Here is a 26927-nt window from a genome sequence, read left to right on the forward strand (position 1 = left end):
CCTCAATTTAAGATAGAGACAAGTGCAATATCCTTATTATATACCATTAAACAAAAAACACCCGATGCTCAAAAAGAACATCGGGTGTTTTTGTATATGGTTGTATCGTTATTAAATAATCATACCAGCTGCAACCGTTTCGTTGGTTCCCTCATCTACCAAAATTACACTTCCTGTAATTCTGTTGGTATTATATGAATCCACATGCAATGGTTTAGTTACCCTCAAATTTATCTTAGCAATGTCGTTCATTCCCACGGTTAAATCTTCGGTATTTTTCTCCAGGGTATTAATGTTCATTTTATGTTGAACACCAGTAACCATGCAACGTGCATCAGCAGAGGTATGTTTTATTACGTATTTGCTCCTTGGAACCAGGTTACGCTCGTTAAACCAACATATCATCAACTCTAAATCTTGTGTTGTAATAGGCAGGTCATCCGATTTCACCAACATATCGCCACGGCTGATATCAATTTCATCCTCCAATGTTATAGTTACCGATTGCGGTGCAAAAGCTTCTTTTAAGGAATCCTTAAAGAAATCTATTGTTTTCACTTTTGAGGTAAAACCGGAGGGCAATACGGTAATCGGGTCGCCCACTTTTACTGCTCCACTAGCAATTCTACCACCATAACCCCGGTAGTCAGGAAATTCTGCTGACTGTGGACGCACCACATACTGCACCGGAAAACGGAAGTCGGTATGGTTTATATCGCTACTGATGTGAATATTCTCTAACAAGTGCAACAAGGTAGGACCCTGATACCAATCCATTTTCTCGGAACGGTCTACCACGTTATCCCCATTAAGAGCACTAATAGGTACATAACGAATATCCTTAACGCTTAACTTTGAAGAGAAAGCATCAATATCACTTTTAATACTTTCAAAGGTATCCTCGGCATATTCCACCAAGTCCATTTTGTTAACACAGAAAATAACGTGAGGGATTTGCAACTGAGAAGCAATATAAGAATGCCGCAACGTTTGTTCCAACACCCCGTGACGCGCATCTACTAAAATAATAGCCACATTCGCGGTACTTGCACCGGTCACCATATTGCGTGTATACTGAATATGTCCCGGAGTGTCGGCAATAATAAATTTACGTTTTGGGGTGGCAAAATAACGGTATGCCACATCGATTGTAATACCTTGTTCGCGCTCGGCTCGCAAGCCATCGGTTAAAAGAGCCAGATTAACCTCTTCGTTACCAATTCGTTCACTGGCCTTTTCGATGGCTTCCATCTGATCTTCAAAAATGGCTTTACTATCGTACAACAATCGCCCTATTAAAGTACTTTTACCGTCATCAACACTGCCCGCAGTGGTGAAACGCAAAAGTTCCATATCTAAATATCCTGAATTTTTATCGCTCATAATAATTTGATGCTAGCTAAAACACTGATTTAAAAGTACCCCTCTTTTTTACGGTCTTCCATGGCCGATTCGGAACGTTTGTCATCCGCACGGCCACCACGCTCTGTTGTTCTGGTTGCGGCCACCTCTTGAATAATGTCCTCCAGGTTATCCGCTTTTGAAAGCGTCAAACCAGTACAGGTAATATCACCTATGGTCCTGCACCTTACATCCATCTCAACCAATTCTTCACCTGGTTTTAGCTGCATAAACGGAGCCTTAAACATCCAAACCCCATCGCGGTTGAAGACCTCGCGCCTATGCGTGAAATATAAGTTTGGCAAATCGATGTTTTCCATGTAAATATACTGCCAAACATCCATCTCAGTCCAGTTACTTATTGGGAATACCCTAAAATGCTCGCCCATATTTTTGCGACCGTTGAAGATGTTCCAAAGCTCGGGACGCTGATTTTTAGGATCCCATTGACCAAATTCGTCCCTGTGCGAAAAGAAACGTTCTTTGGCACGTGCTTTTTCCTCATCACGTCGACCACCACCCATAGCAGCATCCGTTTTCAACTCCTCCAATGCATCAAGTAGCGTTACAGTCTGCAGCTTGTTCCGGGAAGCATTCACTCCTTTCTCCTCAACCGCTTTTCCTTGATCAATTGAATCTTGCACGTATCTAACAATACATTTAGTCCCCGTCTTGGCCATTAGATTGTCGCGGTAATCCAATGTTTCCTGAAAATTGTGTCCGGTATCTATATGTAATAGCGAAAACGGTACTTTAGCCGGATAAAAGGCTTTACGGGCTAAGTGAAACATTACAATTGAATCTTTCCCTCCGGAAAAGAGCATCACCGGTTTTTCGAACTGTGCCGCCACTTCACGAATAACGTAAATAGATTCAGCCTCCAGCTCCCTCAGGTGATTAATCTGGTATTTATCCATAGTTACTTTAATGATTTTAACCTAGTAGGTTACTAAAAACGCAGCCAAAGTTAATGTTTTTAATCATACTTTAAAACTATACTACGTTGCCTAAAAACAAAAAGTCCTACCATTACTGGTAGGACAAAAAAAGCACCAGTTTAGATGCCAACATTTTTTATCTAGTCAAGGGTACTGATATCGTCTACATCAAAGCTCTTGTTGTACTGCGTCATTGCCCTTAAACTCATTCCTACATTAGAGAATCCTCCATCGTGGAATAGGTTCTGCATGGTTACCTTCTTGGTAAGGTCGGAGAACAAGGTAAGGCAATATCCGGCACATTCGTCAGCGGTTGCGTTTCCGAGTGGCGACATTCTTTCCGAGAAATCCATCAATCCATCAAACCCCTTCACACCGCTTCCTGCGGTTGTCATGGTAGGCGACTGTGATATAGTGTTTACCCTAACTTTCTTTTCTCGGCCATAGATATAACCAAAACTGCGGGCTATCGACTCAAGCAGTGATTTGGCATCGGCCATATCGTTATATCCATAAAAAGAACGCTGAGCTGCAACATATGACAATCCAACAACTGAACCCCATTCGCTGATTGCATCCATTTTAAAACCTACTTGCAGGAGTTTATGAAACGAAATAGCAGAAATATCCAAAGTTTTGTTCAGATAACTATAGTTAAGGTCGTGATATACTCTTTTTTTGCGAACATTAAGCGACATACCGATAGAGTGCAATACAAAATCGATTTTTCCGCCAAGCACTTCCATCGATTTAGCAAAAACGTTTTCTAAATCCTCTACACTGGTAGCATCTGCGGGAATAACCTCCGCATTACATTTTTCCGAAAGTTCGTTTAACGTACCCATTCTACATGCGACCGGAGTGTTGGTCAACGTAAAAGTGGCTCCTTCGGCATGTGCCATTTCAGCAACTTTCCATGCAATAGACATATCATTCAATGCCCCGAAAATAATCCCTCTTTTTCCTTTTAATAAATTATATCCCATTGTTATATTCTATTTTGAGCGTACAAATATATATGATTAAGCCTTTCGACGATACTTTATAGTACAATTAATTAAAATTTCACAATATCCAGGTTGCATATTCGATAAAATGCCTAATCATTTGAAAGAGAAAACTGACAAGTAATTGTTGACATCAATATTCGAAATTGGTCTTTCCAGTATTAAAAATATTAATACAGGATTAGCTAAGCCGATGCTCCCAAAAGTTCTTTTGCATTGGAAAGTGCAGCATCGGAAAGATTACTACCACTCAACATTTTTGCGATTTCCGTTACCCGCAGATCATAGTCCAATTTTTCAATACTCGAACGTGTATCCGTTTTGCTATCTTTTTTATATACTTTATAATGATGCTTACCTTTAACTGCAATTTGCGGCAAATGGGTTATACTGATCACTTGTATGTTTTTAGATATGTCCTGCATTATACGACCCATTTTATCCGCCACCTCACCGGAAACCCCTGAGTCTATCTCATCAAAAATAATAGTAGGCAAGCCTTTTGATACAGACAACAATGCTTTTATGCACAACATCACCCTCGACATTTCACCTCCTGATGCTACCTTTGGAATAGCCGAAAGTTCTCCCTTTTTGTTGGCCGAAAACAGGAAATTGATATCATCAAATCCGTTTTCGGAAAATTCATTAAGCAACTTGCAATCCACCACCAATCTGGCATTGGGCATTCCCAGTTCCACCAGCTGATCTACAATTTGTTTTTCGATAGCAGGTATTACCTTTTTACGGGATGCTGACAATCTACTACCCGATTGTTTCAGTACCTTAAACGCAGCTTCTATTTCTTTGTTCAACTCCATTAAATCGGTGTCGAACGAGGAAATCTTTTGCAGCTTCGCGGCTAAGTTATCCCTTATTTCGATGAGTGCGGATAAATTATCCACCCTGTGTTTCTGCTGAAGAGCATATATCTGATCCAATCTGGAAGAAACAAAATCGAGACGTGAAGGGTCATGATCTATGCCTTCCATCTTGTCCTCGAGCTCTTTTACCAGATCATCCAGGTCGATAAAAGCGGATTCAGTTCTTTTCACCCACTCCTCCCCTTCCGGAATAAACGAAGCAATTTTATCCATGTTCCTGCTTACCTCTTTTAAGGCAGACAGCACCGGGCTGGCTTCACCATTTAAAATTTCAACATTCGCAAAAAGGTTTCCTTTAATTTCCCCGGCATGTGAAAGCATTTCCCTTTCCTGCTCCAACTCCTCCTGCTCACCTTCAATTAATTTCATTTGATCCAGCTCGTCAACCTGGAACCGCATATAATCAGCCTCTTCAGCTAACTTTGAATTTTGAGATTCCAGCTCTTTTTTTCTTTTTACCAATACATGATATGTACTGTAATCGTTGAGGTATTTATCTTTTAGAGCCATATTCTTGGCCACGGTATCAACTACGTTAAGCTGAAAACCGCTTTCACCTAGAAGCAAGTTTTGATGTTGCGAATGTATATCGATTAAGCGCAACGAGACACTTTTTAAAAATCCCAGGTTTACGGGTGTGTCATTCACAAAGGCCCTGGATTTTCCTGAAGATAACACTTCCCTTCTAATGGTAGTTTCTACTTCAAAATCCACATCCTCCTCCTTGAACAATTTTTCAAAACCATATCCCGACACATTAAAGACTGCTTCTACAACACTCTTTTTCTCTTTGTCTTTTAGAACGGAAACATCACTACGCTGCCCGAGAACTAACGAAAGTGCCCCTAAGATAATTGATTTTCCTGCCCCGGTTTCTCCTGTTATCACCGAAAAACCGTTGCTGAAATCTATTTCTACCTGATCTATTAATGCGTAATTTGAAACAAATAACGATTTTAGCATAATCGATTCAATAATTATTGATTACCCGATAATGATTTACTGTAATTTGATGCGTTGGCAGGATCAACCTCAGATAAAACTTCAATTGCCCTGGCCTTCTCCATTGAGAAAGATTCCGAAAAAATGTTGATCAATTCTTCCGACTTAGCATCGAAAAATACCTGCATGGCAAAAGAACCCGGTTTGTTCCTGTGCACTTTCTGAAGTCTTTCAATCGCCGACAGCACTTCTTTTCGTCCGTCCTCTGGTTTATCGCTCATCTTATCCAAACCCAGGCGATGATATTGATACATACATTCGCGCAACGGTCGGTGATGCTCATTCAAATAATTCTCCACCAACCAATAACGGTTGCGGGTACTTTCGTATGAACGCCAACCTTTTTGTGCCGAATTTTGAGCCTGATTAACGATATCCTCGGCTTTCTCCATATATTTTGTACCTCCCATTTTTGCAAATGAATCATAATCAAGAGCCAATATTACGTTGGCATAATATGCCAAAACACCTACCAGATTCGATTTAAATGAATTGGGATTATAAATCAAGGGCTCAAATTCCACATACTGAAAATCAAAATCCTGATCGAGATAATTTAGGATCATAGAGCTGTAAGCCGAATTGTATATCGGACGACGCACCTGCACCTGAATAGTGCCTGAAAAATCATCTACAGAATTGATTTCCTTAATATTGATCATGATACTGCACTTTATCCTTTCCTCGGGACTGAAAACATTGTCTGTCCATTTTTGTCCATTCATAAACTCGATAATGGCAGTTTGCATGGTTTCAAAAACCTGCTTATTGGTACCCTGAACACTAGGGGAAACCACAGAGACCGAACACTGTAGTTCCTGGGAAACAGAAACTCTTGCCAGCAATAACAAAAGGAATAATACAATATGGTTTTTCACGGATTTGATGATTTAATTATAATGACATTATCTTATCCACAATATCGACAGCCACTTCACGCTTACTTTTTAACGTAAACTCTTCTGTATTATTTTCCCGGTCTATAAGGGTTATTTTATTGGTATCCACACCAAAGCCCGCGCCTTCGTTCTCCAGGGAGTTTAACACAATAAAATCCAGATTTTTTTCGGCAAGTTTTTTCCCTGCATTTTCTATGGCGTTTTCCGTTTCCAAAGCAAATCCAACCAGTAGCTGTCCCTTTTTCTTCATTCCGCCCAGTTGCCGGGCAATATCCTGGGTAGCCTTTAACGACAGAACCATTTCTTTCTCCTTGCTCTTTATCTTTTGGTCGGCTTGTATATTTGGCGTATAATCCGCAACTGCGGCGGACAAAACAGCACCATCGCATTCGGGAAAGTACTTTACGCATGCGTCGCTCATTTCTTTTGCCGAAGTTACCGATACCACCTTCACTTTTGGGTGCTCCGTTTTCACCGATACGGGGCCGGAAACCAAAGTGACATCTGCACCTTTCCCAGCTAGAACCTCGGCAATCTGATACCCCATTTTACCGCTCGAAAAATTACCGATATATCTAACGGGGTCAATTTTTTCGTACGTAGGCCCTGCGTTTACCAGAAATTTTCGTCCCGACAGTGCCCCCCTCTCCTGCTCTAATGTTTCCTGAAAATAAGATTCCAGTTCATCCACAATCGTTTCAGGTTCTGCCATTCTGCCCTTACCGCTTAAGCCGCTGGCTAACTCTCCGGTCTGTGCTTCAATCAAACGAACACCATCTCCCTGAAGTGTTTTCATATTCCTTTGATTGGCCGGATGAAGGTACATGTCCAGATCCATGGTAGGTGCCACAAAAACAGGACATCTGGCAGACAAATAAGTGGTAACCAACAAATTATCTGCTATTGCGTTGGCCATTTTACCCATCGTATTTGCTGTTGCCGGGGCAATAACCATGGCATCGGCCCATAAACCTAAATCGACATGACTATTCCAGTCGCCATTTTCAGGGTTATAAAAATCGACTAGAATGGGATTCTTGGATAAGGTTGCCATGGTCAGCGGAGTAATAAACTCCTTAGCTTTTTCCGTCATCACTACCTTAACCTCAGCGCCCTGTTTCACAAAAAGCCTGGTCAACACAGCCGATTTATAGGCCGCAATACCAGCCGAAACCCCCAGAATGATTTTTTTGTCCTTTAATATCATAATACCGAAAATAAAAAAAGATAAAAGAAATATGCAAAACCTCCTTTATCTTTTTATAAATGTATCTGTCATTGCCGATTCGACAAAAGGTTCCTGCCGAATTTTGAATAAGCGCTAAACGTCCTTGTCCGCGTTGCGGTAATACACTTTTTTTTCCACAAATTCTTGCGTGGCAATAGAAGATGGTTTTGGCAATCTTTCGTAGTACCTTGAAATCTCTATTTGCTCACGATTTTCAAATACCTCTTCCAAATTATCGGTATAAGATGCAAACTCCTGAAGTTTTTTATTTAACTCCTCTTTCATCTCAACACTAATCTGATTCGCTCTTTTGGCAATAATATTTACCGACTCATAAATATTCACGGTATCCTCAGAAAGCTTTTGAGTATCCCAGGTAATTGTGGTGCCCGGAGCATTTGTCTTTTTATAATCCATGATGAATTTATAGTTATCTATTTCTAATTTGTTTCTTCAAAATTAATACTCTTAGAGGCGTCATTATATATTTTAACGGCCTTTTTCATGTAATCACTTTCAGGAAATTCGTTAATAAACGAGAAATATTCATCTATCGCGTCCCTCATCCTGTCCTCTTTCTTCTCAATCACACTGTTTACCGCTTGAATATACTTAGCCTCTAAAATCAGGTAGGACAATTCTTCCCGGTATTTGGTATCCGGAAAATCCTTTAAGCTATTTTGTGCCGCAATAACTGCCGACAAATAATTATTGCCCATATAGTTACCTAAATCGAAATACAATTTGGCACTTAAATATGATTTATACACTAACTTGTCTCTCAACTCATCCATCAACCGATTAGCTTCTTCCACCCTTGAACTGGTAGGATATAAGTTTACGAAAAGTTGAAATTCGTTGATGGCGCTGTAGGTATCCGTTTGATCCAATCTGGGCTTAGGGGACAGCATGTAATAACAGTATCCGCTCATAAACTGACATTCCTCGTTCTGCTCACTGGAAGGGAATGTTTTAAGAAACTGACGATAATAATGGCCTGCCATCATATAATCATCAAGTCCGTACAAACAACTTGCATACGTGTAACTAATGGTTTCCGATTTATCGGTACCTCTGTAAACACCTTGCAATTCGTTTAATAGTGTTGCGGCCCGCATAAAGTCTTCCTTCTCGTAATATTCCATCGCTTTGGAATATTTGAGCTCATAATCGGTGCTTTTTAACACTTTTTGGTACTGGCTACAACTAAATAAAAGTGGGAGAATGGATAATACAACAAGAATTTTTCTCATTAAAGAATTGATGTTTTATATGTACAAAAATTTATAACCATCTAAAAATAAAAGGCCTACCAAAAACAAACATACCAAATACCATCTCATAACACGTACTAGAAACCATAAGTATTTGATGAAACCCGCTTAAAACAATCCTTTCTGGGGCAAAGATTTTTAAATGGTTGTTCCATAGGCTTATTCATAATAACGTGCAAAGATAATCTTTTAAAGCCAAATAAAAAAAAATTAGTAGCCGAACAACATATTTTTATATTTTCATTTTTTCGTATTCATTAACTATCACGATTATTAAAAAATATTACCTTTGCCCCGTTAATTCATAAAAAGATATACAACGTGGATATTTTTGACAAGATAAAGAGTATGGGACCACTTGGTCAATATGGAAAAGCCGCTCACGGTTATTTCATATTCCCTAAATTGGAAGGCGAAATAGGTCCTAAAATGAAATTTAGGGGCAAGGAAGTTCTTACCTGGAGTTTGAATAACTATTTAGGTTTAGCTAACCACCCGGAGGTTAGAAAAGCTGATGCAGATGCCGCCGCGGAGTACGGTTTGGCATACCCCATGGGTGCGCGTGCAATGTCCGGTCATACCAGCATGCATGAAGAACTGGAATCCAACTTAGCTGAATTTGTAGGAAAAGAAGATTCATATTTACTCAACTTTGGGTACCAGGGAATGGTTTCCATTATTGACACCTTGTGTACGAGAAATGATGTAATCGTTTACGATTCCGAATCACATGCTTGTATCATGGATGGTATTTTTTTACATAAAGCCAAAGGAGGAAAAAGTTTTGTTTTTCCGCACAATGATATTGAGCGTTGCGAAAAAATGCTTACTACTGCAACTAAAAGAGCCAAAGAATCAGGTGGTGGTATCCTGGTTATTACCGAGGGTGTTTTCGGTATGGCGGGAGACCTTGGAGCGTTGGATAAAATTGTTGCTTTAAAAGAAAAATTCGACTTCCGTTTACTGGTTGATGATGCCCACGGTTTCGGTACCATGGGAAAAACAGGAGCAGGTACTGCCGAGCACTTTGATGTAATCGATGGTGTTGACGTATATTTTAGCACATTTGCCAAATCAATGGCAAGCATTGGTGCTTTTGTGGCGGGTGAAGAGGAAGTAGTGAACTACCTTCGTTATAACATGCGTTCTCAAATATTTGCAAAATCGCTTCCTATGCCATTGGTTATTGGTGCCTTAAAAAGACTTGAGCTATTAAGAACACAGCCGGAGCTAAAGGATAATCTTTGGAAAGTTGTTCATGCGTTGCAAAAAGGTTTAAGAGCGGAAGGGTTTGATTTAGGTGATACACAATCGCCTGTAACTCCAGTATTCTTGAACGGTTCGGTTCCAGAGGCTACCCAGCTGACCATGGATTTGAGAGAAAACTACAACATCTTCTGCTCTATCGTGGTTTACCCTGTTATTCCAAAGGATCAGTTGATGTTAAGAATTATACCAACCGCTGTTCACACATTGGAGGATGTTGAATATACCATTAAAGCTTTTGCTGAGGTAAAAGAAAAATTAGTTGCCGGAAACTATAAAAGCGATAAAATTGCCAATATTCTGTAAATTGGTATTCGATAAACTTAAAAGGCAGCCCTATTGAATTAAGGCTGCCTTTTTTATGATTTAAAAAATTGTCGCAAAATTGTCATTTGACTTCATCTAAATGCCAATTCGACGAACATTAGCGTTAATAATGCTTCGCATTTAACACTATAATTAATCTACCGGCATTATACCCAGTGCTAATTTCATAGCCAAAGTGGTATAAATTCTATCTCGATAGCTATCGGGACAGCCGATGCCTGCTGACATGAAGGAATTTTTCAAATTCCTAATGACAGCTCTCGGATGAAAACAGTCAATATTGCTTCTCTAAAATAAACCCGGGCAAATAATGGTCTAAAATATCCTTCATAGACTTGCCTTGTACCGACATTGCCATTGCCCCAACATTGCAAATTCCTTCCGCGGTTCCCATACCTGCCCCGTTTATTTCGAGGGTGGCCTCTTCCTCTTCCAGATTCTCTTCCACCACAAAAGACCTGCTTGGCAAATCCAATAATACAATCAAACGATCCAAATCGCCTTCTTTTAAAACCACTTCATCGGCATCGCCAAACACCGAAATGCTTTTAACAGCGCCGGAAGTACCTCGTTCTGTAATTTCAACCCCTTTAAAGTTTCCAACATTGATATCGAAATTATTTCGGAGCAATGAGTTGAAATAGACGACTTCAACGTTCCTTTTCCATCTGTGGGCTTGAGACAAATCAATCCCACTTCCGGCAACAAGATCGTCCATTGCTGCTATATCTTCATGCTTACAATAACTGTCGGAACCGGAAAATACCCATTGTTCGATATTATCGTTATTGCTTAAATCAATGTTGTTATTTTGCACCGAATCACAAACACGATCCAGCAAACCGGTCACCTGTTCGGTGACTCCACCGCAACAAAGTGTTTGCGGAATATAGCTCAACGAATCATGAGAAACCAAAGCCAGCCCCTCGGTTTCTTTAACGGCATCATGTGCAAGTTGATTGCAGACTTTTGAAACTCCTGTATACTTTTTTATAAGGTGCTGCGGTCGTAAATTTAATATTTTACAATAATCAGATTCTTCAAAAACAGAACCATTCCTCTCGGAGTATTGATTTATGGCTAATATGATAGAGGAATTTCTCAGTGCAACAGCCTGAACCTTTAGATACTCTATTTGTGTGTTATTGGGAAACCTATTGCACAGTATACTGGCTACGAAACTTTCAACATCTACCTCGTTTACAACAACTACATCTTCCCCCTCTCGTTTAAGGAGAATGATGCCTTTAAACAAATGTTTACTGTACTTACTGTCTCCCTGATCCAACTCAAAAACACATCCTCCCATCTCTTTATTTACAGGAGACAAATAAACATCACTCGAAGACATTACGATTTCAATCTCGTCTTCGAGAAAAATTTTGTCATCGCTAATGTATATATCCCATTTTCCAGAAATCCGTCTTTGTGATTCCCCAATGAAATAATCACCCTTCATCTTCAGAGTTATCTTGGAACCGTCAAACAGCTTGACTTTTATGTTTTGTTTAGTAAACATTATTATTCAAATCGAAAAATATATTATCATAACACCCCGAACCCCACTCTCCAAAGTGAGCTTTCGTTACTGGGGTAACTTATTACATTCCCGGAAGATTTGAAGGTGCAGCCATTTCTTCTCTTTTCTCTTCCCGGTGATAATTTATTACCACACCTAAACAGCCCTCCTGCCCGTTAAATTTTTCCGGATTCTCAGCTGTTATCTCTAAAAAAACACGCTTTGTTGAACCAAAACTGATGTTGATTTTATCGGTAAAGTTATCTTCACCATTATCCCAAAAAACATTCCCGTTTTCATAGTCTATTACTTTTAGGCGGAAATCCCCCAATCGATCAGGCTTACAAACACTGATTTGATATGCCGTACTCCCATAAAATACATGGACGATCTTAAGCTTTTGGGTCGGCTTCACCTTATAAGTTCGAGCCATGGCTTTTTTATTGTAAAGCTTGTCAACAGGCGAACATAACTTAAGGACATCGGCACACGACTGAGCCCGGGTACTATTTGCAACAACAAATAGCAATATAACGGCAAGTATAACTTTCGAAGTAAAATTTATCATATTCTTCATCTATATCATATTAAACAACCAGTTTTCGGTAGGTAATGATTCCTTTTTACTAAAGTTATTAAACTTACGTACTTCGTGGAATAAAGTTTCTTTTTTATGAGTCGATTATTTTTATGAAGACCGGATCTATACAACTGAACGATTTACGATCATAAACAAAATGCATGGAGGGCCCTATCTATCAAAACACTAAAAATTTCCTGCATCTATTTATTATCCAATCCTATTTACATCAGAACTTATTTCTTTTAAGATGGACATAAGTGGCAGCATAAAAAAACAAGGCAAAAACTACCATTATTGCTAAATTATACACCCATGTTGCAACAAGCATTTTCCCTATCCTTTTTCTTGGCGCATAGTAATGTGATCTTCCAAAAGTATTGTCCGAAACATAATATCCGGGCTGAAATTTCCTGATCATTTCCCCATCGGAATACACATATTTTACGTAATCGCTACTTTTTAATATAAAATCAGACAGCTTTTGGTTAAAGAAATCCTTTTTTACAATATTGTTCGGCTTTGTTTTTCTTTGCTCTTCCACCTTCTCATATAAGTGATTCAAGTTGAGTCTCAACCATTTTTTCACCTTTGAAACAACCTGTTGTATCTCCTTTATATTATCCTGATCCACCTTTACTTTACTCACCTCTTTTTTAAGCTTCGGAAACTGTGTCATTAGTTCCTTTAACATCAATTCCACCTCCTCATTTACATCTGCGGTTTGATTAAAATGAGATAACAATGTTTCTATTTTAGGCACGAAGAAGTTGGCATGATAGCTCATTTTACTCTGCTTAACCAATAAGTCTGTCAGTCCTTTGTCATATTCATTTTCGGTAAATTGAAGAACAACCAGTGCCTCATATGCCCATCTTGAAATATTTATATTGGCGTAAACAGGAACATATTTTTTGGAAGCCAGGGAGTGATGTACTTTGTCAAAATCTAAAATGGCGCCCGCCAATAAAATCTGGGGAATCAACAAAAACGGAATTGTAATGTAAATGGATAAAATGGATTTAAATTTGGCCGATATGTAAAGCCCCATCATGCTGGACGAAAAGGCAGTTAACCACAGCACAACAAAATAGGGCAAATATAACCCTTTAATTTCCATAATGGAGTTACCTGCCAAAACATACAATGATATTTGTACGGCATTTACCAAAGCCACATACACAACTTTTGAGTTTAAATAGGATGATGGGCTTAAATTGAGAAAACCCTCCCGTTTAATCACTTTTAGATCCCGGTAAATTTCGCCTGAACTTAAAATTAATCCCAGAAAAAGAGAGACCACCACACTGATAAACAGGTACACCGGCAGATTCTCGTTGTCGATAAAACGATATGTATGGGTTTCCAGATCAGTTGACTTAAGAAAGAAAGCCATTATGCATGCCAATACCGGCGAGCCCAGAAATATCATGGCCAAGTACTGTGTGTCTGATTTTCTGATTTGAACATTTCGTTTTAGATAAATCCAAAACTGCTTTATTCTATTGGGTATTGTTGTGAGCGAAACATCCAATTCATTATATTTCAGACTGGCATCATCCTGTACCTCTTGGGTAAACAAACGGTGCCATTGCGTACTTTCATACACTCTATCCCCGGTTGGTTCCCCGTTATCCGACAGATTCTTGTATTCGAGAAGATTGATCACCTGTTCTGGGTTGCATTGCCCAAATTTCAAACTATCGTCGTTGATAGAATCAACAAACTCAAGGTGCTTTTTAAAATAAGACGAAGCAGAAAAAGGATTGCCGTAAAATGCCGCATATCCGTTTTCGTCGAGAATCAACAACTTATCAAAAAGCATAAACAAGTCAGAAGGTGGCTGATGAATATTGATAATGACAATATTCCCCATTCCCGCAATTTGCTTGAGTAATTTAATCACCAGTAAGGCATCCGACGAAGACAGTCCCGATGTTGGTTCATCAACAAAAAGCACATCGGGCCTTCTGATAAGTTCCAGGGCAATATTTAACCTTTTTCTTTGACCTCCACTAATTACTTTGTCCAATGGGCTACCTACTCTAAGATTCTTGATATTGTGCAATCCGAAATCGAACAAAGTTTTTAGTACCAGGTCTTCGATTTCGTTTTCCGACAGATCGTCCCTACATAATTGAGCACCAAATTTTAGGTTCTGAAAAACAGTCAACTCTTCTATCAACAAATCCTCCTGCGGCACATAACCCAAATGTCGTTTAAGTTTGTCAATATTCTCGTGCAGATTATGTCCGTTCAGAAATACGTTTCCACTATTAGGCTTTGCAATACCACTTAAAATATTGAACAGGGTTGTTTTGCCGGTACCACTGCGTCCCATTACCGCCATCAATTGCCCCGATTTTACTTTGAAAGATAGTTTTTTAACCCCTAAATTAGTATCCCTAAAGTTCTTTTCAACCCCCTGCGCAACCAATTCCAGGCGATCTGTATCCTCCTTCCGAAAATCAGCGAATAAATCGGCAAAATAAATTGGCGACATACCTTTTGCTTCAATCACCCCCCCCAATGCAAACTGGTACACTCTTTCGGGAAATAATATCTGCTTGTTGAGGTGAAGTTCATGGGATCCGCTATACCGGATTAAAAAAGAAGAAATGGATGGCACATACAAAGCAACTATCTTCCCCTTTATATCCTTTTTGTTATACATTCTAAAGGATCTTAATTTTACGCGGTTAAAATTCCCAATTACAATTAACCGTTTAGAATCTTTTTCCATGGACAAGTTGTCCCCAATAAAGTGGGCCAGACTTTCCATCCTGCTTTCCTCGAGTTTAAATATATTGGCAACTATTTTCAATCGTTCATACAATATGCCTATGTATTCCTTTCTGTTGGAAACCTTTTCTGTATCGATGGTATAATTTAGCAGAACAATATAGAACTCAACTTTTTGGTTTTTGGAAAGTTCATCGCTCAAATAGTTTAGATGTTTATTGAAAGTCGCTTTCTGTTGATCTTCATGGGTTCCCTCCCCTAAAGTAGCAGCATAGTCTTTGTAATAATCAAGCATCTCCATACGTACCCTTTGCGCAAACCGAGAACCCATATACTGGTCAAGATATGAATAGTTCACCATTTCGTGGGCTTGCTTCTTATAGCTTATAAAAAGCCCAAACAGTTCCACGGCACTTTTTAAAGTGTCATATTTAAAATATTGCTCCATATTCAATCATTTCCTTTTTTATACCCTTACTATCTATCTGTCAACGCCTTGCACTTGCGTTTATTGCACTACTTTGGGGTTATACGTACCATCCGCTTTTTTGTTGGGTTCAATTGATTTAAAGCCGCCATATCCAACCCGTTTCTGTTTATAGGGGCCAACTCCTTTACTTCCGGGGAACCTGACTGATACAACTCTGATTATCGGCGAATCGGTAAAAATGAATCTTGCCAGGGACGATATTAAAAAACATTCCCGGGTAGGTATTGGTAATATTTCCTGTACATCCTGTCCGGGTTCAACTTTATTCCCGTTAGAAACAACAAATTATTCAATTTCAGGAACAGACTCCCGTGACCGCTTTCGTACTGAATATCAACCGAAAATAACCTTTATTAAAAAGTGTTTGGTAGATGTAACACCCGTTTTTACCCCAAATAGGGATAACCTAAACGACACAATTCACGTAAGAGGATGGGGAATTAAAAAGTTAATTTACTTTAGGGTGTTTAACCGATTGGGTCATGTGATTTAAGAATCAACAGATTTAGGCCACGGTTGGAGCGGGAATTAGAAGGGCAAACCTCAAGCTTCGGACGCGTAAAATTATGTGGTAAAAGTGGCCACTTACGGCGATGAAACAATTGGAGAATAAAGGTAGCCTAAAACTGATAAGGTAACCATAAAAAATGGACAGAAAAGGTAAAGTATTAGTTGTCGACGACAATCCCAAAAACATACAAGTTTTAGGAAATATTCTTAACGACAACAATTATAATGTCGAAGTGGCACTGGGTGGAAAAGAAGCGATAGAATGGATCAAGGAAGAATCTTTTGACTTAATGCTTCTGGATATTATGATGCCCGAGATCAACGGTTTTGAGGTATGTCAGACCATACGAAAAGACCCCAAATACGACATCATGCCCATTATTTACCTATCCGCAAAAAACGACAAAGAGAGCACTGTACTCGGTTTTAAGGCAGGGGGTCAGGATTTTATTACCAAACCTTTCGATACTGCCGAATTATTGGCCCGGGTAAGCACACATATTGAGCTTAAAAAAAGCAAGGAACAAATTTTAGCGGCTAACAATCAGTTGGAGGAAAAGGTACATCAGAGAACCTTTGAACTTGAAGCTTCCAACGAAAAGTTAAGATCTATAACCCAAACGAAAGATAAATTCCTATCATTTATTGGCAAGGAAATTACTTCTCCCCTTAATTCTTTGAATAAGGCTGTTAACCTAATAAAACATTCCGCAGAATCTTCTCGCCTATCCGAAATGGTCAGGTTATTGGAAGAATCTGTCGACAACCTTGATTTTATCACTAAGCTGGCCAGTCAGATAACCCAGATAAACAACAAGGAGGAACTCGGTTATCAGGAATTCTATCTAAACGGTATTTTGGAACATTTGCTGATTCACAACGACGAATTAATAGAAAATAAAAACCTTGAGTTGAATTGTGACGTAGACGATTCTATAATGATAAATGGAAACAAGGAATTAATTAAAAACTCCATACTGGGTATTTTGGAGACGGTACTGAAACATACAGAGGAAAACTCCTTTATCAATATTAATTTGGACAGCTATGACAAAAGAAATGAGTTAAGTATTTCATTTGATCCGCCCAATTGGGATTACAACAACATTAACACTATGCCCGACGAAACGGTTCTATATTTTTCTTATGCGGATATAGTGATGGATTTTCACAACGGTTCGTTTATAATTAAACAAGACAGCAGCGATTTAATAACTTTTAAATGGTTGTTCAATTAAAATCAGATCGAATAAACAAAAAAGAAATAAACTACATTCCAATGATAAAAAAAATTTTTATGCCAACAATGGCGGCGTTCATCATCATTTTTAGCAGCTGCACCAGTTGCAGTGACAACACAAAAAAGGATGCCACAAAAGAAGATGCTTCACTGGATTTTGAGTCCATTAGTGTAATCGATTCTATCGACGCTGTTTTTTACGCACTTCCTTCGCCTGAAGAAATTATCTCATATATAAACGACAACAAGGTAAGTTTTGACCCAAAGCTTATGCATAATTATAAAGAGTCGAAATTGTATGATGGTTTGGAGAAAAAAGCACTGGTTTGTGGTGTTTATTTTGCCGATTTGGCTTATATCTCAGCTTTCAACAAATCTGATTTCTCGGCGGAATATATTTCTACGGTCGATTATTTATTGAAGGAATTGAATATTCACCCGCAGTTTAGCAAGGAGCAGCAAGCAAGAATCATCAATGCATCCATGGAGCCGGATTCTTTATATGCTATTTCCAGAGAGCTTTATGATACGGTGATTAGCTACCTGCAAGAGTATGACGAGGGAAAAACATTATCTCTTCTTTCGGTTGGAACTTTTATCGAAAGCCTTTATTTGACAACCCGTCTGCACAACGACTTTGAAAAACAAAAGGATGCCATCAACAGAATTGCGGAACAGAAACTGTTATTCGAAGATATTGTTACCATGGCTACTACCTATAAAAGCAACCCAACCATATCGGATATAATAAACGATTTAAAAGTGCTGGAACATTCATATAACAACCTGAATGTTACGCTTGGCGAAAGTGAAGCAAGAAGGCTTGCGGATGGATCGTTGCGTATTGAGGGAAAAAGTGAGATAACGCTTACGGAAGAAAACTATTTTATCTTCTCAGACAACATCCAGGATTTCAGAACAAAAATGATAAAACAATAGCAAAATTACCACGGCGAAATCCCACATTAAAACATATTGTTAGAAGACTAATTAAGCTGTAATTTGCCCGGCTGCTGAAATATGTATTCTTAACTTTTGTTGGGCCATATGGGTATAACTGTGAAACGATGGTAACTTATGAAACGAATTTTATTTTTGATAGCACTTGTGAGCGGTTTAAATGTTGGCACCAACACATCGCTTGCTAATGTCTGCTCAAACACCTACAAAAAATGCCAATATCCGGATAAATCGTTTCAAATAAGTTCCTCTTCAAGATCGATCAAATTACGGAAGGGGAAAAAAGCCCGAATTGTTTTAAACGCATTGGGTGGAAAGGAATATTATTTTTCCACTTATCCCAAACCCAAGGTAGGCGCATTGCAGTTTAAGATAATTAACACTAACGGCAACAAGGTATTATACGACAACGCTTCCGAGGGATTAATCGACCACAAAACCTTTGGAGTTGAAAACACGCAAAAACTTTTTATTGAAATATTTGCTCCTAACTGGAAGAGCAATAACACTTATGAATGCTCAGGATTTATGATTGGTTATAGATAAAAACCCGTGCTTTATGTTTCAGACCGGAAGCAAAAAGCAGGGCATGTGCCAATAGAACTATAGAAAGAAAACTTAATAGATGAATGTACGTTTATGCCGGAAATCTACCCTTCAAAAAACAATAGAAATCTAGAACTAAGCTTTGAGATTTTCAATTCTTCGGAAATGGGATTTGTTGCCTTCGACAAAAGCGGTACGATATGTGCTGTCAACAGGCAACTGTGTTTATTTTCGGATTTAACCAAAAGTGACCTTGTATACAAAAATATAAACGACGTATTAAATTTTTATGATAGTTATAGTGGTGAGAAAGTAAATTTTATTTCTCTTTCAAAAACCAACAATAGTGGTCATACCAAAAATATTGTCCACTCCTTCATCTTCATCTCCGAGAAAGGTGTAGAGTACAAGGTTTCGGCCCAAATTAACCCAACCGAGGACAGCAGTTCCGGGTTTACAGGATACCTATTGAGTATTGAAGACCAGAGCAATCATTATGCTACCAATTCTGAAAATGCCGACCGGGATTACATGTTGTCGTTGGCCACAAAAAACGGTAAGATAGCCATTTGGAAGTATGATATGGGCATCCAACAATTCAAAATAGATCCGTTTTTTAAAACTATTATCGAGCACTCTAACATTGATGTTCAGCATTTCAATGTTTCCTGGCTCATTAATTACATTCATCCAGAAGACAAAGAAAAGGCTGAGGCAGAATTTATTGATTTTACGATTGGTAAAAGTCCGAAGTACGAATCTACCTTCAGGATAGTTATAGACGACCATAAATATAAATGGGTATTGTGCACCGGCATATTTTCCGAATGGGATTTAGAAGGTAATCCAGTTAGTATTGTGGGCTACTTTCAGGATATTACAGAACGGAAAAACAGAGAAATTGACACACTCAAGCAAGGGTCGCTGCTGAAAGCAACCATTGAATCAACTGCATCAGGCATCATCGTAATCGACAACAGCAATCAAGTTGTTCTTCATAACAAAAAGCTTTATGAGCTATGGAAAATCCCGTATAAAACTGAATTAAAATCAAAAAATGATTTTGAATACTATGTGCAAAGTCAAACCGTAAATGGTTGTGTTTGTCAAAAGTTGATTGAAGAAAATGTAAACATAAACGACAACCAGGTTTGTTCCGAAATATTGTTGAACGATGGTAGATATCTGGAATGCTATTCCGGTCCTCAAATTATGGACAACACCATTATAGGCCGTATTTGGAGCTTTACGGATATCACGGAAAGAAAGCTATCCGAGATAGAACTTCAGAGGGCGAAAGAGCTGGCCGAGGCAGCCAACAAAACCAAAAGCTCATTTTTGGCCAATATGAGCCACGAAATACGTACACCCTTAAATGCCATATTAGGTTTCTCCGAAATTCTGGAAAAGAAGATCTCGGATAAAAGCATGCTGAACTATATTTCCTCTATCACCAAAAGTGGTAAAACGTTGCTGTCATTATTGAACGAAGTATTAGATCTATCGAAGATTGAAGCTGGCAAACTTAAACTTCAACTATCCGAGGTAGATGTGATGCAACTAATAGCCGAAACCACCAAAATATTTCAGGTACAGGCACAGGAAAAGGGACTCGTATTTGAAACGATAGAAAAAAGTGAAATCCCCGAAACCCTTTTAATTGATAGTGTAAGGCTCAAGCAAGTCTTAATCAATTTAATTGGCAACGCCATTAAGTTTACCTCTTCCGGTTTTGTTCAGGTATCGTGTCAATTGGAGGTTCAGATGAATCAGCTCTACTGCCTCAATATTTCGGTCAGCGATTCCGGGATTGGTATTGAACAGGATCAAATTGAAAACATTTTCGATGATTTCAAACAAAGAGAAGATCAGGACAACAGGATGTTTGAAGGTACGGGCCTGGGACTTTCCATCAGCAAAAGACTGGTTAATTTGATGAATGGCAATATCAAGGTAAAAAGCAAGAAAAACCACGGCAGTACCTTTTCCATTGAAATACCCAACCTGGCTGCAGTTAATAACCACACCGGTTTACCGCAATTAAAATTTAATCCTAACCGAATCGAGTTTCTTCCTTCCAAGATTCTCTTAGTAGACGACCGGAAAATAGACAGGGAAGTTATCAAAGGTTTATTAACAAGTTATGAGTTAGAAATATATGAGGCCGAAAATGGTAAGCACGCGATTGAAATGATCCCCGAAATAGTACCCGACCTGGTGCTAATGGATATTCGAATGCCTTTAATGGGTGGTTTTGAGGCGATTAAAATACTCAAGTCTAACCATGGCGTCAAACACATTCCGGTAGTGGCGTTAACTGCCTCTTGCGACACTGACAAACTGATTACGGGCCCAAACAGCTTTAGTTATTATATCCCAAAACCCATACATATCGATGAGCTGATCATTGTATTATCTTGGTACCTTAAACATAACAAAAAGAAAGTAACGAAAGAAATTCAGTCTAACAAATCGTTCCCTTTACCCAAAAAAGAGGATATGGAAACCGTTTACAACAAACTAAATCAATCGATATTGCCGTTAATAAATGAAATTAAAGAATTGCATTCCTCGGCAAAAATAAAACTTCTCATACAGAATTTGGATCTGTTATCTCAACAGGTCAGTTTTGAATACCTTGCCTCCATAGCTAACGAAATATCCCTAAATTCCGCTAATTTTGATTTTGAGGGTATCGACAGAAATATGGAAACGCTAACAGAATATCACAAAATAATAGAGCGCACTTTTTCAGAAACAGGACAGATAATTAGCTAAAAACAGAGAATGTTGCATTAAAACGTTAAAGGGGGTTACACGCGATTCCGCGCAGGCTGAATAGGTCTTTGGTGCATTATTACCCTATTTTATGAAGAATGCAATCCAGGCCTTAAATTTCATCCAGCGCACATGGGATTTGTTTAAACCATTATCACCGCAACTTATCTAAACACATATCTATTTCGTATTTATTAAGCATAAAAAAGGCTTAACCAGTTTTTTTTATACTTTTACGCCACATTTATTTAAGCCATGAGTGAATATTTGATTAAACTGCTAATTCCATTTGCAGGACTGCTATCTTTTTTGTTGGTATTTCTGTCTATTCCAACCATATTGCGCGTAGCTGAATCTAAAAACCTATATGACGAACCCAACAAAAGAACAGTTCATAAAATAAAAATCCCTACCCTGGGTGGTTTAGCCATTTTTTTAAGCTTTTTATTCACGTATTCCCTATTCTCTGATTGGTTCAGTTTCACCCAGATACCTTTTTTGATTCCGGCACTTTTAATCATCTTTTCCATTGGAATTAAAGATGACATCATGATTACCGCACCTATGGTGAAGCTTTTCGGACAAATACTGGCCGCATTTATAATCATAGGCTGGGGTGATCTCAGAATAACTTCTTTTCACGGTTTATTGGGGCTTGAACCAAACTACTTGGCAAGTTTTACCATAACACTTCTTTTATTTGTTTTTATTTTAAACGGCTTTAATCTCATTGATGGCGTAGACGGATTGGCATCTATAACCGGTATAATATCCATGTCTGCTTTCTCAATTTGGTTTTACATTAACGGTAATTATCATATTCCCGTATTCTCTGCGGCCTTGATAGGTGCATTGTTGGCCTTCTCCTACTATAACGTTTTCTCTAAACAACAAAAGATTTTTATGGGCGATACCGGATCGTTGCTGTTAGGCTTCTTGTTGGCGGTGGTGGCTATTAAGTTTGCCGAATTTAATGTTCCATCCAATGCCGGAAACTTAAAATATTCCATGGATTCGGCTCCTGCCGTGGTTTTGGGAATATTGATAGTTCCGGTTATTGATACTTTGCGTGTATTTATTTTTAGAATCTCAAAAGGAAATTCTCCTTTTGCCGCCGATAAAAACCACATCCATCACAGAATGTTGACCCTTGGATTTACGCATTTACAAACCTCATTAATCATTGGTTTGGTAAATATCGGTTTCGTGCTTCTGGCTTTTACCTTGCGTAACTTTGGCACCATTAAACTGAGTATGCTTCTTTTAGCATTGGGTATGACGTGTGCATATCTACCTGCACTTTTCATTCAAAGAAAAAAGAAAAAAATTCTGAAATCAAGGTATAAAAAACCTTTATAGATGGGTAATATACTCGGAGAGCTTGTATCATTAGCGACAGCCATATGCTGGACCATAACCTCGTTGGCGTTTGAATCTGCCGGAAAAAAAGTTGGATCCTTACCGGTCAATCTTATTCGCCTGGTTATTGCCTTTTTTTTAATTGGAATTTTTTCCTTTGTGCGGTCTGGGCTTTTTGTTGCCTCGGATGCCTCGCTTAATGCATGGGGATGGCTTGCAATCAGTGGAATTATAGGTTTCGTCATTGGCGACTTGCTGCTTTTTCAGGCTTTTGTTGTTGTTGGCGCACGGGTTTCCATGCTTATAATGGCGCTTACCCCTCCCATCGCCGCATTTTTCGGCTGGATAATCCTCAATGAGCAGATGTCTGTTTCAGGATTAATTGGGATGACGGTAACCATTATTGGAATTGCCTTGGTTATAATGGCAAAGGAAACAAACTCAAGAGCTGTAAAAATCCGATACCCTGTCAAAGGTATATTACTGGCTTTTGGCGGCGCAGTTGGTCAGGGACTGGGCTTGGTTTTCTCCAAACTGGGCATGAAAGATTATGATCCCTTCCTATCTACCCAAATAAGAATTTTAGCCGGAATTATAGGGTTTGCTATTTTGTTTTTTGCGCTGGGAAAATGGAAAAGCGTATTTTCTGCTGTTACTAACAAAAGAGCCATGGCAAGTATATCAATTGGTGCTGTATTCGGTCCTTTTTTGGGTGTCTCCTTGTCCTTATTGGCCATTCAACACACCACAACAGGCATAGCTTCAACCATTATGGCTATAGTTCCCGTATTAATTATTGCTCCCGCTGTAATTGTATTTAAGGAGAAAATTACACCCAAGGAAATTGCTGGTGCCGTGGTCGCTTTTGCAGGTGTGGTTATGTTTTTTATATTCTAACTACTTAAAAGTATATTTTGCTGTTATTCCAGTCATATAACTTCCAGCAACTGGCGACCAGGAAAAACTACTTTCTTTTTTACGTTTATGAAAATGAGGCACTAAAATACCAACAGCTGCCCCTATTGCAGTACCCACAATAATATCCGTAGGAAAATGTTTCATCGCCTTAATTCTATAATATCCAACCAGTGTGGGAGGTACCATCGCCGCACCGTACAGCCAATATTTCTTGTTACCCAACTCAGGATGGTAATCGCTATACACCTTGGCAGCAAAAAATGCGGATGCTGCTGCGGTGGACGCATGTCCGCTGAAAAAAGAGTTTTCTGTTTCCGGTGCCGTGCGCTCGTCCATGGGCACTAAATCACTATAAATAAAAGGTCTTTTTCTATTAAAAGTGGAAGCCCCGGCCACATAAAATGCGTTATTAACGCCATGCATCTCAGTGTACATGACCAATATATCAAACCAATCCTTTCTGATTTCTTTATCCAGACCTAAAATAATGGGTAAAGCTAAAGAACTGTTTAGGAACACATCTGAAGAATTATGAAAATCGTTACGTTGTGAGGCATCCTGCTCGGCCGCCCACCTATCGAACCTCCAAATATCCTTTGTATCCAATGCTTCTACCTCAGCTTGAGAAAGCCCACCTTTATCAGATAAATGCCTAAACCCAAAATAACTCCCAACAAATAAGCCAACAGTTACCGGTATTTCAATGGTCTTATTTATTTTATATATCGATGTTGAATCTCTTTCTGTTTTTTGAGAATTTATATTTTGGATGAGTACGCAAATCAATACAACTATAATACAACTATTCTTCATCTGTTTAAAATTAGAAAAGAAACGGAGAGAAAATAGATAAGAGACGAATTCCTCCTAGCTTATCTCCATCATTCCCTTGTGTTTTTATTTCCCAACAACCTTGGGTGCTTCTTTTATGTTCAAGTCTGCAAAATTGCTTCTTTTCCATTAATATAACAATAAAGTTTCGACATTTAAGTAAAGGATTACCAATTCGGCGGGTATATTTTTCACCCTTACACTTTACCAATTGAATACATAATCATTTATCCCCCTTTATTCTTCATTTTATTCATCCTATTAAAAAGTATAATTTCCTACTTTGGCCATTCAAAACAAATCAAAATTTAATATCAATGAATATCTCTAAACTCCTGCTATTATTAGCAATAACAACCACATTCATCGCTTGCGAAAAACCAAAGCCCAAGCTTGAACAACCTAACATTGTATGGATCACATCCGAAGATAATTCAAAACACTATATGGATATTTTCGATGAACACGGAGCTCCTACTCCAAACATTGAATCATTGGCTGATAACGGCATTATTTTTACCAACGCGTTTTCTAATGCCGCTGTGTGCAGTGCCGCCCGATCAACGTTAATATCGGGTTGTTACGGACCAAGAATCGCATCGCACTACCACCGCAAAATTGAAATGGTTCCCATGCCGTCAGGTATTGAAATGTACCCGGCCTACCTGAAAGCTGCAGGTTATTATACGGGTAACAATAACAAAGAAGATTACAACATTTTTAAATCGGACACGGTTTGGGATGACTCCAGCAGAAAGGCACACTGGCGCAACAGAAGACCCGGACAACCGTTTTTCTATATCCAGAATATTGTCACCACTCATGAAAGCAGGGTACATTTTTCGGAGGAGGATTTTAATACAAAGTCCACCCTGACCGACCCGGACCAGTGTTTTGTGCAACCCAATCATCCGGACACTAAACTGATGAAATATACCAATGCCTGGTATCGCGATAAAATAATGCAGATGGACAAGGAAGTGGGAGATATACTTGATGAGTTAAAAAAAGATAGTTTGCTGGAAAACACTTTTATATTTTATTATGGCGACCACGGTGGTGTTTTACCGGGTAGCAAGGGTTATATTTTTGAGACGGGACTGCATGTTCCATTAGTTGTTCACATTCCAAAAAAATACGAGCATCTGGTAAATATAAAGCCGGGAACCAAAAACAATGGTTTTGTCAGCTTTATTGATTTTGGAGCTACGATACTTAATTTGGCCGGTATTGAAATACCTAAGGGAATTGATGGCAAACCCTTCCTGGGAAAAAACATTACCGCTGAAGAGGTAAGTCAACGTGACGAGACTTTTAGTTATGCGGATAGATTCGACGAAAAATATGATATGGTGAGGGCCATCAGAAAAGGGAAATATAAATATATCCGTCATTTCCAGCCTTTTAATTTTGATGGTTTGATGAACAACTATCGTTATAAACAATTGGCTTACAAAGAATGGGCGCAGATGCACGAAGACGAAAAACTGAACCAGATACAAGACCAGTTCTTTAACACAAAACAAGCCGAAGCACTATACAACATAGAGGCAGACCCATTTGAGACCGTCAACCTAATAAACGACGAAACGCATAAAAACAAACTTCAGGAAATGCGGGCATTGCTTACAAACAAACTAAAAAGTATGCCCGATCTATCTTTTTATCCTGAATTTTACCTGATTAAAAACGCATTTGAAAACCCGGTTGCTTTTGGTAAAAAGAATAAAGAGCAGATTCAGAAATATATCGATATCGCCAATCTGGAGCTAGTTAGTTTTAATGATGCGAAGGAGAAATTAGCGAAATTGCTAAAATCGGAAGACTGGTTAAGCAGGTATTGGGCATTGATTGTTTCAACAAAGTTTGAAAAAGAAGCGCAGGAGTTTACGAACATCATCCAAAACATAGCACAATACGATGAGCAGTTGATGAACCGGGTGAGGGCTGCCGAATTTATGGGTATGACGGGTTATGGAAATCCGGTTGAGGTAATGACCCATGCACTCTATACTTCGGCTGATCCAAACGAAGCATTGCTCATATTAAACTCCATTGTATTGATGAAAGATTGTGTTCACAAGTATAAATTCAATTTAAGACTAGATAAAATCCCTGTGGCTACGCAGCAAGATAAGCTGGTTCAACAACGTTTAATGTATCTTGAAATACTTTCTTGATCAACAAAAAGCCCGGAGCAATGCTCCGGGCTTTTTGTTGGTAAAGAG

21 protein-coding genes are annotated in these 26927 nt (G+C 38.8%); 9 read left to right on the forward strand and 12 right to left on the reverse strand.

What is annotated here, in order from left to right:
* Window positions 1–111: 111 nt before the first annotated feature.
* The 8 genes from cysN to ACRD64_RS18805 all read right to left on the reverse strand — a co-directional run bounded on the left by cysN (window position 112) and on the right by ACRD64_RS18805 (window position 8612).
* Window positions 112–1383: a sulfate adenylyltransferase subunit CysN gene (gene cysN / locus ACRD64_RS18770; protein WP_430935001.1), complete on the reverse strand. Its 1272-nt coding sequence runs from the start codon at window positions 1381–1383 to the stop codon at window positions 112–114.
* A gap of 29 nt (window positions 1384–1412) precedes the next feature.
* The gene (cysD, locus tag ACRD64_RS18775) at window positions 1413–2318 is read right to left on the reverse strand and encodes a sulfate adenylyltransferase subunit CysD (RefSeq protein ID WP_430935002.1); all 906 of its coding nucleotides are present in this window, start codon (window positions 2316–2318) and stop codon (window positions 1413–1415) included.
* Window positions 2319–2479: 161 nt separating this feature from the next.
* The gene (locus ACRD64_RS18780; protein WP_430935003.1) at window positions 2480–3325 is read right to left on the reverse strand and encodes an enoyl-ACP reductase FabI; all 846 of its coding nucleotides are present in this window, start codon (window positions 3323–3325) and stop codon (window positions 2480–2482) included.
* A gap of 206 nt (window positions 3326–3531) precedes the next feature.
* On the reverse strand, window positions 3532–5193 hold the full coding sequence (gene recN, locus ACRD64_RS18785) for a DNA repair protein RecN (protein WP_430935004.1): 1662 nt from the start codon (window positions 5191–5193) through the stop codon (window positions 3532–3534).
* A gap of 14 nt (window positions 5194–5207) precedes the next feature.
* The gene (locus ACRD64_RS18790; protein WP_430935005.1) at window positions 5208–6110 is read right to left on the reverse strand and encodes a DUF4835 family protein; all 903 of its coding nucleotides are present in this window, start codon (window positions 6108–6110) and stop codon (window positions 5208–5210) included.
* Window positions 6111–6126: 16 nt separating this feature from the next.
* A complete protein-coding gene (coaBC, locus tag ACRD64_RS18795) occupies window positions 6127–7338 on the reverse strand; it encodes a bifunctional phosphopantothenoylcysteine decarboxylase/phosphopantothenate--cysteine ligase CoaBC (RefSeq protein ID WP_430935006.1) in 1212 nt (403 codons plus the stop codon).
* 114 nt (window positions 7339–7452) lie between these two features.
* The gene (locus ACRD64_RS18800) at window positions 7453–7776 is read right to left on the reverse strand and encodes a DNA-directed RNA polymerase subunit omega (RefSeq protein ID WP_430935007.1); all 324 of its coding nucleotides are present in this window, start codon (window positions 7774–7776) and stop codon (window positions 7453–7455) included.
* Between the two features lie 23 nt (window positions 7777–7799).
* Window positions 7800–8612, reverse strand: a complete 813-nt coding sequence (locus ACRD64_RS18805) for an outer membrane protein assembly factor BamD (protein WP_430935008.1) — start codon at window positions 8610–8612, stop codon at window positions 7800–7802.
* Window positions 8613–8954: 342 nt separating this feature from the next.
* Between ACRD64_RS18805 and ACRD64_RS18810 the strand changes: the two genes are divergently transcribed.
* Window positions 8955–10205: an aminotransferase class I/II-fold pyridoxal phosphate-dependent enzyme gene (locus tag ACRD64_RS18810; RefSeq protein WP_430935009.1), complete on the forward strand. Its 1251-nt coding sequence runs from the start codon at window positions 8955–8957 to the stop codon at window positions 10203–10205.
* Between the two features lie 295 nt (window positions 10206–10500).
* Here ACRD64_RS18810 and ACRD64_RS18815 read toward each other — a convergent pair whose 3' ends face one another.
* From ACRD64_RS18815 to ACRD64_RS18825, 3 genes are all read right to left on the reverse strand, one after another.
* A complete protein-coding gene (locus tag ACRD64_RS18815) occupies window positions 10501–11745 on the reverse strand; it encodes a SpoIID/LytB domain-containing protein (protein WP_430935010.1) in 1245 nt (414 codons plus the stop codon).
* A gap of 82 nt (window positions 11746–11827) precedes the next feature.
* The gene (locus ACRD64_RS18820) at window positions 11828–12322 is read right to left on the reverse strand and encodes a hypothetical protein (RefSeq protein WP_430935011.1); all 495 of its coding nucleotides are present in this window, start codon (window positions 12320–12322) and stop codon (window positions 11828–11830) included.
* A 232-nt stretch (window positions 12323–12554) separates the two neighbouring features.
* A complete protein-coding gene (locus tag ACRD64_RS18825) occupies window positions 12555–15515 on the reverse strand; it encodes an ATP-binding cassette domain-containing protein (RefSeq protein WP_430935012.1) in 2961 nt (986 codons plus the stop codon).
* Between the two features lie 220 nt (window positions 15516–15735).
* On the opposite strand from ACRD64_RS18825, the gene ACRD64_RS18830 reads away from it, so the two are divergent.
* From ACRD64_RS18830 to ACRD64_RS18860, 7 genes are all read left to right on the forward strand, one after another.
* Entirely contained in the window at window positions 15736–16050 is a 315-nt protein-coding gene (locus tag ACRD64_RS18830; protein ID WP_430935013.1) for a hypothetical protein, read from the forward strand.
* Between the two features lie 154 nt (window positions 16051–16204).
* Window positions 16205–17305: a hybrid sensor histidine kinase/response regulator gene (locus ACRD64_RS18835; RefSeq protein ID WP_430935014.1), complete on the forward strand. Its 1101-nt coding sequence runs from the start codon at window positions 16205–16207 to the stop codon at window positions 17303–17305.
* A 41-nt stretch (window positions 17306–17346) separates the two neighbouring features.
* Entirely contained in the window at window positions 17347–18246 is a 900-nt protein-coding gene (locus ACRD64_RS18840) for a hypothetical protein (protein ID WP_430935015.1), read from the forward strand.
* Between the two features lie 138 nt (window positions 18247–18384).
* Window positions 18385–18813, forward strand: a complete 429-nt coding sequence (locus ACRD64_RS18845; protein WP_430935016.1) for a hypothetical protein — start codon at window positions 18385–18387, stop codon at window positions 18811–18813.
* 93 nt (window positions 18814–18906) lie between these two features.
* A complete protein-coding gene (locus tag ACRD64_RS18850; protein ID WP_430935017.1) occupies window positions 18907–21591 on the forward strand; it encodes an ATP-binding protein in 2685 nt (894 codons plus the stop codon).
* Between the two features lie 255 nt (window positions 21592–21846).
* Window positions 21847–22950: a glycosyltransferase family 4 protein gene (locus ACRD64_RS18855; protein ID WP_430935018.1), complete on the forward strand. Its 1104-nt coding sequence runs from the start codon at window positions 21847–21849 to the stop codon at window positions 22948–22950.
* A complete protein-coding gene (locus ACRD64_RS18860) occupies window positions 22951–23847 on the forward strand; it encodes a DMT family transporter (RefSeq protein ID WP_430935019.1) in 897 nt (298 codons plus the stop codon).
* On the opposite strand, the gene ACRD64_RS18865 is transcribed toward ACRD64_RS18860, so the two are convergent.
* Entirely contained in the window at window positions 23848–24681 is an 834-nt protein-coding gene (locus ACRD64_RS18865) for a phosphatase PAP2 family protein (RefSeq protein ID WP_430935020.1), read from the reverse strand.
* A gap of 335 nt (window positions 24682–25016) precedes the next feature.
* Between ACRD64_RS18865 and ACRD64_RS18870 the strand changes: the two genes are divergently transcribed.
* Window positions 25017–26879: a sulfatase family protein gene (locus ACRD64_RS18870; RefSeq protein ID WP_430935021.1), complete on the forward strand. Its 1863-nt coding sequence runs from the start codon at window positions 25017–25019 to the stop codon at window positions 26877–26879.
* Window positions 26880–26927 lie beyond the last annotated feature (48 nt).

The sequence above is a fragment of the Saccharicrinis sp. 156 genome, assembly GCF_050589685.1.
GTDB lineage: Bacteria > Bacteroidota > Bacteroidia > Bacteroidales > Marinilabiliaceae > Saccharicrinis.

Bases quoted from the DNA above. Each gene is read 5' to 3' on its own strand.
- cysN (WP_430935001.1), bottom strand. From the start codon at position 1,383: ATGAGCGATAAAAATTCAGGATATTTAGATATGGAACTTTTGCGTTTC.
- cysD (WP_430935002.1), bottom strand. From the start codon at position 2,318: ATGGATAAATACCAGATTAATCACCTGAGGGAGCTGGAGGCTGAATCT.
- ACRD64_RS18780 (WP_430935003.1), bottom strand. From the start codon at position 3,325: ATGGGATATAATTTATTAAAAGGAAAAAGAGGGATTATTTTCGGGGCA.
- recN (WP_430935004.1), bottom strand. From the start codon at position 5,193: ATGCTAAAATCGTTATTTGTTTCAAATTACGCATTAATAGATCAGGTA.
- coaBC (WP_430935006.1), bottom strand. From the start codon at position 7,338: ATGATATTAAAGGACAAAAAAATCATTCTGGGGGTTTCGGCTGGTATT.
- ACRD64_RS18800 (WP_430935007.1), bottom strand. From the start codon at position 7,776: ATGGATTATAAAAAGACAAATGCTCCGGGCACCACAATTACCTGGGAT.
- ACRD64_RS18805 (WP_430935008.1), bottom strand. From the start codon at position 8,612: ATGAGAAAAATTCTTGTTGTATTATCCATTCTCCCACTTTTATTTAGT.
- ACRD64_RS18815 (WP_430935010.1), bottom strand. From the start codon at position 11,745: ATGTTTACTAAACAAAACATAAAAGTCAAGCTGTTTGACGGTTCCAAG.
- ACRD64_RS18820 (WP_430935011.1), bottom strand. From the start codon at position 12,322: ATGAAGAATATGATAAATTTTACTTCGAAAGTTATACTTGCCGTTATA.
- ACRD64_RS18825 (WP_430935012.1), bottom strand. From the start codon at position 15,515: ATGGAGCAATATTTTAAATATGACACTTTAAAAAGTGCCGTGGAACTG.
- ACRD64_RS18830 (WP_430935013.1), top strand. From the start codon at position 15,736: ATGAATCTTGCCAGGGACGATATTAAAAAACATTCCCGGGTAGGTATT.
- ACRD64_RS18835 (WP_430935014.1), top strand. From the start codon at position 16,205: ATGGACAGAAAAGGTAAAGTATTAGTTGTCGACGACAATCCCAAAAAC.
- ACRD64_RS18840 (WP_430935015.1), top strand. From the start codon at position 17,347: ATGATAAAAAAAATTTTTATGCCAACAATGGCGGCGTTCATCATCATT.
- ACRD64_RS18845 (WP_430935016.1), top strand. From the start codon at position 18,385: ATGAAACGAATTTTATTTTTGATAGCACTTGTGAGCGGTTTAAATGTT.
- ACRD64_RS18850 (WP_430935017.1), top strand. From the start codon at position 18,907: ATGCCGGAAATCTACCCTTCAAAAAACAATAGAAATCTAGAACTAAGC.
- ACRD64_RS18855 (WP_430935018.1), top strand. From the start codon at position 21,847: ATGAGTGAATATTTGATTAAACTGCTAATTCCATTTGCAGGACTGCTA.
- ACRD64_RS18860 (WP_430935019.1), top strand. From the start codon at position 22,951: ATGGGTAATATACTCGGAGAGCTTGTATCATTAGCGACAGCCATATGC.
- ACRD64_RS18865 (WP_430935020.1), bottom strand. From the start codon at position 24,681: ATGAAGAATAGTTGTATTATAGTTGTATTGATTTGCGTACTCATCCAA.
- ACRD64_RS18870 (WP_430935021.1), top strand. From the start codon at position 25,017: ATGAATATCTCTAAACTCCTGCTATTATTAGCAATAACAACCACATTC.